Source organism: Paraburkholderia strydomiana (assembly GCF_031456815.1).
GTDB classification, from domain to species: Bacteria; Pseudomonadota; Gammaproteobacteria; order Burkholderiales; family Burkholderiaceae; genus Paraburkholderia; species Paraburkholderia caledonica.
Genome location: NZ_JAVDVL010000009.1, coordinates 230,232 through 241,611, shown reverse-complemented (window position 1 = coordinate 241,611; position 11,380 = coordinate 230,232). Strand labels below are relative to the sequence as shown.

The 11,380-nt window shown below is 62.7% G+C and carries 9 protein-coding genes; 6 read left to right on the top strand and 3 right to left on the bottom strand.

The window, feature by feature from the left end; all coding sequences use genetic code 11:
* The first annotated feature begins 23 nt into the window (after nucleotides 1-23).
* Genes J2W46_RS23765 through J2W46_RS23750 form a run of 4 tightly spaced genes read left to right on the top strand, consistent with a single transcriptional unit; the run spans nucleotide 24 to nucleotide 3,202 of the window.
* Entirely contained in the window at nucleotides 24-200 is a 177-nt protein-coding gene (locus tag J2W46_RS23765) for a hypothetical protein (RefSeq protein ID WP_020066944.1), read from the top strand.
* 2 nt (nucleotides 201-202) lie between these two features.
* On the top strand, nucleotides 203-784 hold the full coding sequence (locus tag J2W46_RS23760) for a cupredoxin domain-containing protein (RefSeq protein ID WP_087754754.1): 582 nt from the start codon (nucleotides 203-205) through the stop codon (nucleotides 782-784).
* The gene (locus J2W46_RS23755; protein WP_204522754.1) at nucleotides 771-2,396 is read left to right on the top strand and encodes a b(o/a)3-type cytochrome-c oxidase subunit 1; all 1,626 of its coding nucleotides are present in this window, start codon (nucleotides 771-773) and stop codon (nucleotides 2,394-2,396) included. Before J2W46_RS23760 ends, J2W46_RS23755 begins: the two co-directional genes overlap by 14 nt.
* The gene (locus J2W46_RS23750; RefSeq protein ID WP_087754756.1) at nucleotides 2,393-3,202 is read left to right on the top strand and encodes a c-type cytochrome; all 810 of its coding nucleotides are present in this window, start codon (nucleotides 2,393-2,395) and stop codon (nucleotides 3,200-3,202) included. The genes J2W46_RS23755 and J2W46_RS23750 overlap by 4 nt, the downstream gene beginning before the upstream one ends.
* 167 nt (nucleotides 3,203-3,369) lie before the next feature.
* On the opposite strand, the gene J2W46_RS23745 is transcribed toward J2W46_RS23750, so the two are convergent.
* Nucleotides 3,370-5,022, bottom strand: a complete 1,653-nt coding sequence (locus J2W46_RS23745) for a methyl-accepting chemotaxis protein (RefSeq protein ID WP_087754757.1) — start codon at nucleotides 5,020-5,022, stop codon at nucleotides 3,370-3,372.
* A gap of 305 nt (nucleotides 5,023-5,327) precedes the next feature.
* Between J2W46_RS23745 and J2W46_RS23740 the strand changes: the two genes are divergently transcribed.
* A complete protein-coding gene (locus J2W46_RS23740) occupies nucleotides 5,328-6,128 on the top strand; it encodes a bestrophin-like domain (RefSeq protein WP_087754758.1) in 801 nt (266 codons plus the stop codon).
* A 67-nt stretch (nucleotides 6,129-6,195) separates the two neighbouring features.
* Here the strand turns inward: J2W46_RS23740 and J2W46_RS23735 are convergent, their stop codons facing one another.
* Nucleotides 6,196-6,741 (bottom strand): single-stranded DNA-binding protein, encoded by a 546-nt coding sequence (locus J2W46_RS23735; protein ID WP_310356682.1) that lies wholly within the window; start codon nucleotides 6,739-6,741, stop codon nucleotides 6,196-6,198.
* 175 nt (nucleotides 6,742-6,916) lie between these two features.
* The gene (locus tag J2W46_RS23730; RefSeq protein ID WP_310356679.1) at nucleotides 6,917-8,110 is read right to left on the bottom strand and encodes an MFS transporter; all 1,194 of its coding nucleotides are present in this window, start codon (nucleotides 8,108-8,110) and stop codon (nucleotides 6,917-6,919) included.
* Nucleotides 8,111-8,502: 392 nt separating this feature from the next.
* On the opposite strand from J2W46_RS23730, the gene uvrA reads away from it, so the two are divergent.
* Entirely contained in the window at nucleotides 8,503-11,376 is a 2,874-nt protein-coding gene (gene uvrA, locus J2W46_RS23725) for an excinuclease ABC subunit UvrA (protein ID WP_020066952.1), read from the top strand.
* Nucleotides 11,377-11,380: the final 4 nt, after the last annotated feature.

Sequence of the window (11,380 nt, the reverse complement as noted above, 5' to 3'; positions counted from 1 at the left end):
ACCGGCAACAGGAGAAGCCCTAGATGGAAGCGAACGATACGCGCGCCGCGCTCCCTCCCACCGACGACGAAGTAGAACGCGTGGTCGTCGCGGGTCCGCATGGTGCGATCGCCGTCGCAGGCGTGGCCACGCTGATCGTCATGGCGATCTGGTTCGGCTTCTACTTCCTCGTGTTTCTGCCGCGCGGCGTCGTGCACTGATCATGTCCACTCATTCCCCCGACTCCCAACACCAACCGGGCAGCGGCCACACCGTCGCGCTACGCGCCGAGCGCCGCTGGGCGATCTTCGTCGGCGCGCTGATCGTGCTGATGCTGGCCGTGATTGTGTACTCGGGGCTCCACTGGGCGATGATGCCGCCATCGCGTGTGGAAACGATCGACCCGTCCCGTCTGCAACTGTCGGGCGAATTCGTCGAAGACAATCTGGGCAGCGCAGTTGAACCCGACGGCTCCGTGGTCGTGCGTTTTATCGCGCAGCAGTACTCGTTCACACCGCAATGTCTGCTCGTGCCCGCCGACACTCCGATCACGATCCGAACCACCAGCGCGGACGTCGTGCACGGTCTGCTCGTCACCAACACCAATATCAACACGATGGTCGTGCCCGGCTACGTGGCCACGTTGAACACGCGCTTCGACGCGCCCGCCGATCACACCATGCCCTGTCACGAGTTCTGCGGCTTCGGCCATCAGGCCATGTGGGCGCATGTGAAAGTGATCGACAAAGCCGCCTTCTTCGAGCAGGCCCGACAATCACGGAGGCTGAGCTGTGTTTCACGCTAAGCGACTCGTTCTCGCGCATTTCTGGCTCGCCTTCATCGCGTTTATCGTCGCGCTGTTTCTCGGCGCCTGGCAGATGCTCGTGCGCAGTCCACTCGCGCCGTGGATCGGCGACCCTGAGCTGTACTACCGCTCAGTCACCGCTCACGGTTCAGTGATGGCCTACGTGATGCCGACTCTGGTGTCGATGGGTTTTGGCTACGCAATCGTCGAGCTTGCGCTCGCGCAGCGCCTCGCGGGCCTGAAGTGGGCATGGGCCGCCTTCATCATGCTGGCGGTCGGCGCGGTGATGGCGATGGTGCCCGTAGCACTCGGCAAGGCCTCGGTGCTCTACACGTTCTATCCGCCGATGATCGGCAGTCCCTTCTATTATCTCGGCGTGGTGCTAGTGGTAGTCGGCTCGTGGATCTGGGTCGCGTTGATGCACGTGAACCTCGCCATATGGCGGCGCGCGAACCCCGGAAAGCCGGTGCCGCTCGCGATGTTCGCCAATGTCGCCGGCGCATATCTATGGGCATGGACGGCGGTCGGCGCGGCGCTCGAAATCCTGCTTCAGATTCTGCCGGTTGCTTTTGGCCTCAAGAATACGATCGACGCAGGCCTGTCACGTGTCCTCTTCTCGTGGACGCTGCATGCCATCGTCTACTTCTGGCTGATTCCCGCCTATATCGCGTACTACACGCTCGTGCCGCGAGCCATCGGCGGGCGGCTCTATAGCGATTCGATGGCGCGCGTGTCGTTCATTCTGTTCCTTGTTTTCGCTATGCCGATCGGCATCCACCATCTGTTCGCCGATCCGCAGATCGGCTCCGGTTTCAAGTTCCTGCACGCAGTGTTCACAGGGATGGTGTCCGTGCCCACGCTGCTGACGGTGTTCACGATTTGCGCGTCGGTGGAAATTGCCGGCAGGCTGCGCGGCGGTAAGGGTGCGTTCGGCTGGCTCACCGCATTGCCCTGGCAGAACCCGATGATGCTCGTCGTGGCGTTTTCGTTCGTGATGCTGGGGCTCGGCGGCGCCGGCGGTCTGATCAACATGAGCTATCAGTTGAATACCACCGTGCACAACACGCAGTGGGTGACCGGACATTTCCATCTGATCTTCGGTGGCGCAATCGTCATCATGTATTTCGCGATTGCTTATGAACTGTGGCCGCAACTCACCGGCCGCGCAATCGTGTCGATGAAGCTGGTGCGCACGCAACTGTGGCTGTGGTTCATCGGCATGCTGGTGGTCACGCTGCCGTGGCATTACGTCGGCCTGCTCGGCGCGCCGCGCCGCATGGCTTACTACGACTACAAGATGCCTGGCCTCGAATCGCAGGCGTTCTGGGTCAGCATGTCGGCGGTCGGCGGAGTGGTTCTCGCCATATCGGGCGCGCTCTTCATCTACATTCTGGCGAAGTCGCAGTTCGGGCCGGCGGTTCCGCAGCAAGGCTTCCGTTTCGCGAGCGCGGTGCATCCGGTCGAACGCGTGCCCGCCGCGCTCAATAGCTTCGGCTTGTGGGTCGCGTTGATGATCGGCCTGACCGTCGTCAACTACAGCGTGCCCATCGTCCAATTGCTCAAGCTGCCGCAGACGTCCGTGCCCGCGGTGGTGGTTGGAGCACAGCGATGAATCAGGAACGCGTCTTCAGCTTGCGAAATCCGTGGTTCACGGTAAGTGTGGCCGGCACGCTCGCGCTGGCCATCGTGTCGATGCTGATAGGTTTCATCTGGCTGCCTTCGGCGAATAGCGCATTCGCGAACCGCAGCTTATGGGCGACGATCTGCAGCGCTGCGGGCGCGCCGTCGAGTTGGTACAGCGGTACCAACATTGCAGGCCGGGCACCGAGCGACGTGGTCGTCCTGCCGCCGTTGCGTCGCGTGCGGGCCGACGCCGATTCGATCGGGCGCGGCGCGACCCTCGCCACGCAGAAATGCTCGATGTGTCACGGCGTGCTCGGTACGGTGCAGGTCACGGCGCCCGCGCTGGCCGGTCAATATGCGGACGCCGTCTACAAGGAATTGCGCGACTATCAACAGGGTGTGCGGCAGAACGCGGTAATGCAGCCGATCGTCGCCGCTCGCAGCGATCAGGACCTGCACGATCTCGCGGCTTACTACGCGTCGCTGCCACGCGGTCCCGCCGCAGAAGTTGCGCCCACCGGCAGCACGCCGGATGCGAACGCAGTGCGGCTGGCCATGCAGGGCGATCCGCAGCGCAACATCGCGCCATGTGCGGCATGTCACGGGCAGTTGGATCGCAAGGGTTCAGCGCCGTGGCTTGGCGGCCAGTCGTCGATTTACCTTGCGGCGCAGATGCGGGCGTTTGCTTCTGGCGCACGCCGCAACGACATCAACGAGCAGATGCGCAATGTCACCCGGCAGATGACATCGGCGGAAATTGATAGTGTCGCGAAGTACTACGCGGGAATGCAGTAGAGCGAACGATTTGGGCGATTGCGGTGCACTGTGGTTCGCTTGGCGCGCGACCGTGAAGTGCGATGCTCCAAGCAGGGCGCGACGCCCCCAACCCGACGGTGAGATGCAGCGTACTATCGCCTCACGGCACGCGCCACGAACCTAACGCAACGCCGCCCGCGCATGTATCAAGCGACCACCAGTTCGTCCGCGCCGTTCGCTGCACGTTTCGTTGCAGCGCTCTGACCGTTGCGCGAGCCGGCCAGGCCCCGCGACGACGAACCGCCTTCCGTCTGGAACACTGCCACGGCCGATGTAAGCCTTCTCGCCTGCTCCTCCAGCGAGCTTGCCGCGGCTGCGGCTTGTTCGACCAGCGCGGCGTTCTGTTGCGTCACTTCGTCCATTTGCGCGACGGCCAGATTGACCTGGTCGATGCCGGTGCTCTGCTCGGTCGCGGCTGCGGCGATCTCGCCCATGATCGAGCTGACCCGCGAAATGGCCTGGACGATCTCGGTCATCGTCGAGCCCGAGCGCTCGACCAGTTGTGAGCCGTTCTCGACGCGCGTAGTCGACGCTTCGATCAACGCCTTGATTTCCTTCGCGGCCGCGGCGCTTCGCTGGGCCAGCGAACGCACTTCGCTCGCGACGACCGCAAAGCCGCGGCCCTGCTCGCCGGCGCGCGCCGCCTCGACCGCAGCGTTCAACGCGAGGATGTTCGTCTGAAATGCGATCCCTTCGATCACGCCGACAATATCCGCAATGCGCCGCGAGTCGTCGACGATCTCGTGCATCGTGCCTACCACCTGCTCGGTCAATTCGCCGCCCTGAGCGGCAAGCGTCGACGCGCCTTGCGCGAGCGAACTCGCCTGCTTCGCGTTGTCCGCAGTCTGTTTCACCGTCGACGTGAGTTGCTCGATGCTCGCCGCCGTTTCTTCCAGCGACGCCGCCTGTTCTTCGGTACGTTGTGACAGGTCCGTATTGCCCGCGGCGATTTCGCTTACGCCGCTGTCGATCGATTCGGTGCCCTGACGCACCGAATTCACCGTCGCGATCAGCGACTCCTGCATCTTGCGCAGCGCGGCGGCGAGGCGGCCCATTTCGTTGCTGCTCGTGACGACGATCTGCCCGGTCAGGTCGCCATTGGCGATCCGCTGGAACTGGGCGATGGTGGCATCGACCGGACTCACGATTGCGCGCACCAGCACCGCGCGACCGAGCAACGAACCAAGCAGCGAGATGCCGATGCCGATCGCGACCGTTACGCAGATCGCGTAAAAGAGGGCCTGTGCGCTCTGATAGCGCTGTTCGGCGTGGTCGAGCTGCAACTGTTCGAGCGCGAGCATCGCCTTTTCGAACGAACTGTACAGAGACGGCAGCTTCTTCGCCTGCAATTGCTGGAACGCGGTGCGGTCGCCCGCCTTGAGTGCGGCCAACGCCGGCTCGACACCCTCCCGAAGGAACGTGTCGCGCTTGTCCTGCATATCCTTGATGAGGCGCTGCTCGTCGGCCTCGGCGCTCGCGCGGCTCACATAGTGGGCAAGCCGTTCATTCGATGCTTTCTGGTACTGATCAAAACGCTTGAGCACGGCGTTTGCGCCGTCCTGGTCGTTGAGATCGACGAGCGACGCATAAGTGGCCAGTGCGAGGCGCAGGCGCAACAGCTGGCCGGCGCTGCCTTCGAGATCGGCGACGGCGGGCGTGTCCACGGTGTACATCTGTTGCAGGGACGCGTTGCTCGAGCGCAGCGACAGAAGCCCGGCTGCAGCGCCCAGCAGCAGGGCGGCGGCAAAGAACGCGATCATCAGGGTAAGGCAACTGCGAATCGACAGATTTTTCAGCATCGGGCTAGTCTCCATTTGGGCCGCCTGACCGAATGTTCAGTGAAATACGCGTCGGCCATGCATGCTGCGCCCAGCCCATTCGGCATGGTCCGCAACCGTTTTTGTCAAAAATTAAGCGAATGCCACAGATAGGGACTACGGCTGAATCGCTAAAAACTTTATGGTGGATGGCGTACGCTTTTGCGTCACATCAAATTACAAGCGGCGCGAAGCCGCCCGAACGCCGGCGATAGCGGGACTGCCGAGTTTCAGGCGTCCTACCTAAGCCGGATGGCAGTCGATGCAAATGTCATAGGAGCACTTCTATGTCTGAAATAGGGTCGGCTCTGGTGGTTTTCATTCTCCTGCTCGCGACCACCGGCATCGGCGTGTGGGTGCGCCCGCTCCTGCCCGAGGAGCACAAGGCACACGAGACAGTGCAACTCGTGCAACTGGTGATCGGCATGCTCGTGACGTTTGCCGCACTGGTGCTCGGTTTGATGACCGCGTCGGCGAAATCCAGCTTCGACACGGCGTCAAATGACTTGCGCACCTTTGCCGCCGACATCATCGAACTGGACACGACGTTGAGGGATTACGGCAGCGACACCGAACCGGCGCGCAACCTCTTGCGCGTCTACACGGCCGCGGCAATTGCATCGACGTGGCCGAACGAACCGGCTCCTACGGGCGACTACCCCACCCACCTCGGCTCGCCGGACAACTCGCAGAAGCTGGAAAACGTGCGGCTCGGCGAAATGCTGACGTCGGTGGGCCGGCAATTGCGGCAGTTGCGCGCGCGTGATCCGCTGCAACAGCACGCGCTCGACGACGGCCTGACTCAATTTCGCCGCGTGGTGGATGCGCGCTGGAAGATTATCGAGGAAGCGCACAGTTCCATCTCGCAGCCCTTCCTCAAGACGCTGACGTTCTGGCTGTGCGTGATATTTCTGAGCTTCGGGCTCATCGCGCCTCGCAATGCGCTGGCGCTCGTGACAATCTCGCTTGGGGCTGTGTCGATTGCGTCGGCGATCTATGTAATCGTCGATCTTGATACGCCGCTCACCGGGCCGATCATGATCTCAAGCTTGCCGATGCGCGATGCGCTGGAGCATTTGAGGCGGTGACGACTGCTGAAAAGAAAAAACCCCGCTGAGGAAGCGGGGTTTTTTGCTGGTCTTCTGGTACGGGTGGTTAGAACGGAATATCGTCATCCATCTCGTCAAAGCCGCCGCCGGCCGGTGCGCTCGGACGGCTGGAGCCACCACCGCTCGCGCCGCCACCGCTGCCGCCGCGCGAACCGCCACCCGACATAGCACGGCCGCCTCCACCGCCACCGCCGCCGCTGCGCTCCGACGGCTCGCCACGGCTGTAGCCGCCTTCGTCGCCGCCGCCCATGGAGCCGCCACGACCGCCCAACATTTGCATCTGTTCGGCGACGATTTCCGTCGAGTAACGGTCGGTGCCGTCCTGTGCCTGCCACTTACGGGTGCGAATGCGCCCTTCGAGGTAAACCGACGAGCCCTTCTTCAGGTATTCGGAGACGATCTCGGCGAGGCGGCCGAAGAACGACACGCGGTGCCATTCGGTCGCTTCCTTCATTTCACCGGACGCCTTGTCCTTGTACCGATCCGTCGTTGCAAGGCGGATGTTCGCCACTGCGTCGCCGCTCGGAAGATAACGGACTTCCGGATCGGCTCCGAGATTGCCGACGAGAATGACCTTGTTCACGGATGCCATGAGTTTCTCCTGTTGATTCCATTTCGGGCGGCCCGGCAACACAGTTCGCGTCTCGCACCTGGCCGGCCCGAGATCAGAAGTGCGCCTCTGCCCGCCGCCGGGTGAGTTCTGGGTGATGCCGGGACACGGGACACGCCCGAGTCGCCGCGTATGTTCTGCGAGTGTTCCGCGCGTGTCACGAGGACGCTTTACGCGGCGGCTGTTTCATCTTTGCGGCGATTATAAGCCAGCAAAAGACGAGCCCCGAGCAAGTAAAGAAGACCGCGCTCTGACCGTCCGCTTTGAGCAACCAGCCGCCGATCATGCCACCCAGCGCAAGACCGATGGACTGCGTGGTGTTGTACACGCCTGCTGCCGCGCCCTTGCGGTTGCCCGGCGCCAGTTTCGACACCAGCGAAGGCTGCGACGCCTCCAGGATGTTGAAGCCCAGAAAGTACACAAAAAGGATGGCCGCCACACTGAGAATCGTATGCGGAGCCACGCCCAATAACAACTGTCCGATCAGGATAAGAGCGATGGCGGAGAGCAGTACGATCTTCATTTTGCCGCGCTTTTCAGCGGCGATGATCGCGGGCACCATCATCACGAACGACAAGCCCATGACCGGCAAATACACTTTCCAGTGCGACGCGACCGGCAGGCCGCCGGCTTCGAGAACGCGCGGCACGACGAGGAACAACGCCGTCTGCGTGGCGTGCAGCACCAGCACGCCGAAGTTCAAACGCAGCAGCTCGACGTTGTGCAGTACTTCGGCGAACGGCGCCCGCACATGCACGGGCTTCGGCGCGTCGGGCACGACCCACAGCACCACGCCGACAGCGAGAATCGAGAAGACGCCCACCAGCGTGAAAAGACCGCTCATGCCGACCCAATGGAAAACGATCGGCGCGCCGACAATCGCCACCGCAAAGGAAATGCCGATGCTGCCGCCGACCATGGCCATCGCCTTCGTGCGATGCTCCTCGGCGGTCAGGTCGGCGATGAAGGCAATCACCGCGGACGACACCGCGCCCATGCCTTGAATCACCCGGCCGACGATAATCCACGTCATGTCGTGCGCCCCCGCCGCGACAAAGCTGCCGAGCGCGAAGATCAGCAGGCCCGCAGCAATGACCGGCTTGCGGCCGATCTTGTCGGAGACCCAGCCGTAGAAAATGTAGAGCATGGACTGCGTCACGCCATAAGCGCCCAGCGCGATGCCGACGAGCAGCACGTTTTCGCCGCCGGGAATGGTCTTCGCGTAGATCGAGAACACCGGCATGATCATGAAGAGCCCGAGCATGCGCAGCGCGAAGATGGCGGCAAGCGACACGGTCGCGCGCAGTTCAGGCGCGCTCATGCGTGAAGAGGTGGCAGACGGATTGGACATCGGAAGCGTTCTTTGAATGAGCTGGGTGACGCACCGGGGGCACCGGGGCACCACGACCGGACGGCTTTCCATGGGACGGCCTGCAGACGGTGCGGCACTGCCGCTCGAGCCAACCGGGCAGCCTGCAGCGTTCCCGCTCCGCGCTGACCGCACTCCTGACCCTTCGGCTCTCGCGCCTTTGCGGCCGCGGCGCGCTTCGCGGCGCCTTGTACTTGCCGGAAACGGCCCCAGTTAGACCTTTTCCCGCTAGCGCTGAACCGCGTTCTTACAGCTTGCCTGAGGCGCTGTTCAGGCCTGTTCGGGCCGTCAGGCAGCCGTAACGGCGGCCTTGAAAAGTCGTTATAGTAGCAGGTTTAGCCTCTTCCTCTTTCCGCAGTTCATGGAATAAATCCGTGGAACAAATCCGTATTCGTGGGGCTCGCACCCACAACCTGAAGAACGTCAATCTCGACCTACCGCGTCACAAGCTCGTCGTAATTACCGGTCTTTCCGGCTCGGGAAAATCGTCGCTCGCGTTCGACACGCTGTATGCGGAAGGACAGCGGCGCTACGTCGAAAGCCTGTCCGCTTACGCACGCCAGTTCCTGCAGTTGATGGAAAAACCCGACGTCGATCTGATCGAAGGCCTGTCGCCGGCGATCTCGATCGAGCAGAAGGCCACGTCGCACAATCCACGCTCCACGGTGGGTACCGTCACCGAAATTCACGACTACCTGCGGCTATTGTTCGCACGGGTCGGCACGCCTTACTGTCCGGATCACGAAATCCCGCTCGAAGCGCAAAGCGTGTCGCAAATGGTCGACGCGGCGCTCGCGCTGCCGGAAGAAACCAGGCTGATGATCCTCGCGCCGGTCGTCGCCGACCGCAAGGGCGAGCACGTCGAACTGTTCGAGGAGATGCAGGCGCAGGGCTTCATCCGGTTTCGCGTGCGCTCGGGCGGCGGCACGGCCAATGAAGGCGCGGCGAAGATCTATGAAGTCGACTCCCTGCCCAAGCTGAAGAAGAACGACAAGCACACTATCGACGTCGTGGTCGACCGCCTCAAGGTGCGGCCCGACATGAAGCAGCGCCTTGCGGAATCGTTCGAAACCGCACTGCGTCTCGCCGACGGCCGCGCGATCGCGCTCGAAATGGACACCGACAAGCAGCACCTGTTCAGCTCGAAGTTCGCGTGTCCGATCTGCTCGTACTCGCTGCAGGAACTGGAGCCGCGGCTCTTCTCGTTCAACAATCCGATGGGCGCGTGTCCGGAATGCGACGGCCTCGGCCAGATCACCTTCTTCGATCCGAAGCGGGTGGTCGCGCATCCGTCGCTGTCGCTCGCGGCAGGCGCCGTGAAGGGCTGGGACCGGCGCAACCAGTTTTACTTCCAGATGCTGCAAAGCCTCGCGGCGTTTTACGACTTCGACATCGACACTGCCGTCGAAGACCTGCCTGAAAAAGTCCGCAAGATCCTGCTGTTCGGCTCGGGCAAGCAGGAAATTCCGTTCTCGTACATCAACGAGCGCGGCCGCACGTCGGTCCGCGAGCATGTGTTCGAAGGCATCATCCCGAATCTGGAGCGGCGTTATCGCGAGACGGATTCAGCCGCAGTGCGTGAAGAGCTTGCGAAGTATCAGAACAATCAGCCGTGCCCCGCCTGCGCGGGCACGCGGTTGCGCCGGGAAGCGCGCTTTGTGCGCATCGGCACGGACGGCGACGCGCGCGGCATCTACGAAATCAGCGGCTGGCCGTTGCGCGACGCGCTCGGCTATTTTCAGACGCTGCGGCTCGAAGGCTCGAAGCGCGAGATCGCCGACAAGGTCGTGAAAGAGATCGTCGCACGGCTCATGTTTCTGAACAACGTCGGGCTCGATTACCTGTCGCTGGAACGCAGCGCCGAAACGCTGTCGGGTGGCGAGGCGCAACGCATTCGCCTCGCGTCGCAGATCGGCTCGGGTCTGACCGGCGTCATGTACGTGCTGGACGAGCCGTCCATCGGCCTGCACCAGCGCGACAACGACCGCCTCATCGCCACGCTCAAGCATCTGCGCGACCTGGGCAACTCGGTGATCGTCGTCGAACACGACGAAGACATGATCCGCATGGCCGACTACGTGGTCGACATGGGTCCGGGCGCCGGCGAGCACGGCGGCATGGTGATCGCCGAGGGCACGCCCAAACAGGTGCAGGGCAACCCCGCCTCCATGACGGGGCAGTACATGTCCGGCGCGCGCACCATCGAGTATCCGGACGAGCGCAAGGACCCGGACGAGCGGCATTTGCGCATCGTCGAGGCGCACGGCAACAATCTGCGGCACGTCACACTCGACCTGCCGGTCGGCCTGCTCACGTGCGTGACCGGCGTTTCGGGCTCGGGCAAGTCGACGCTCATCAACGACACGCTGTATCACGCGGTCTCGCATCATTTGTACGGCTCTTCCACGGAGCCGGCGCCGTATGAGTCGATCGAGGGTCTCGAGCACTTCGACAAGGTCATCAACGTCGACCAGTCGCCGATCGGCCGCACGCCGCGCTCGAATCCGGCCACTTATACGGGCCTTTTTACGCCGATCCGGGAGCTATTCGCGGGCGTTCCCGCCGCCAAGGAGCGCGGCTACGACCCGGGCCGCTTCTCGTTCAACGTGAAGGGCGGCCGCTGCGAGTCCTGTCAGGGCGACGGCGTGCTGAAGGTCGAGATGCACTTTTTGCCGGACGTCTACGTGCCGTGCGACGTCTGCCATGGCAAGCGCTACAACCGCGAAACACTGGACGTGCAGTACAAAGGCAAGAACATCAGCGAGGTGCTCGACATGACGGTCGAGCATGCGTACGAGTTCTTCAAGCCGGTGCCGGTCGTCGCGCGCAAGCTGAAAACCCTGCTCGACGTCGGCCTCGGCTATATCCGGCTGGGCCAGTCCGCCACCACTTTGTCGGGCGGCGAGGCGCAGCGGGTCAAACTATCTTTGGAACTGAGCAAGCGCGATACGGGTCGCACGCTATACATTCTCGACGAACCCACGACCGGGTTGCACTTTCATGACATTGCGCTGCTGCTCGAAGTTATTCATCGGTTACGTGACCAGGGTAATACCGTCGTGATCATCGAGCATAATCTCGATGTAATCAAAACTGCCGACTGGGTCATCGACATGGGTCCGGAAGGCGGCGCGGGCGGTGGCCAGATCATCGCGCAAGGCACGCCCGAGCAGATCGCGAAGTCCAAAGCAAGTTTTACCGGTAGATATCTGGCGCCTCTGCTCAAGCGCGCGGCCAGTAAAAAGTAACGCT

Excerpts from the sequence above, each read along its gene's own strand:
- J2W46_RS23765 (WP_020066944.1), top strand. The coding sequence starts at position 24 with ATGGAAGCGAACGATACGCGCGCCGCGCTCCCTCCCACCGACGACGAA.
- J2W46_RS23760 (WP_087754754.1), top strand. The coding sequence starts at position 203 with ATGTCCACTCATTCCCCCGACTCCCAACACCAACCGGGCAGCGGCCAC.
- J2W46_RS23750 (WP_087754756.1), top strand. The coding sequence starts at position 2,393 with ATGAATCAGGAACGCGTCTTCAGCTTGCGAAATCCGTGGTTCACGGTA.
- J2W46_RS23745 (WP_087754757.1), bottom strand. The coding sequence starts at position 5,022 with ATGCTGAAAAATCTGTCGATTCGCAGTTGCCTTACCCTGATGATCGCG.
- J2W46_RS23740 (WP_087754758.1), top strand. The coding sequence starts at position 5,328 with ATGTCTGAAATAGGGTCGGCTCTGGTGGTTTTCATTCTCCTGCTCGCG.
- J2W46_RS23735 (WP_310356682.1), bottom strand. The coding sequence starts at position 6,741 with ATGGCATCCGTGAACAAGGTCATTCTCGTCGGCAATCTCGGAGCCGAT.
- J2W46_RS23730 (WP_310356679.1), bottom strand. The coding sequence starts at position 8,110 with ATGTCCAATCCGTCTGCCACCTCTTCACGCATGAGCGCGCCTGAACTG.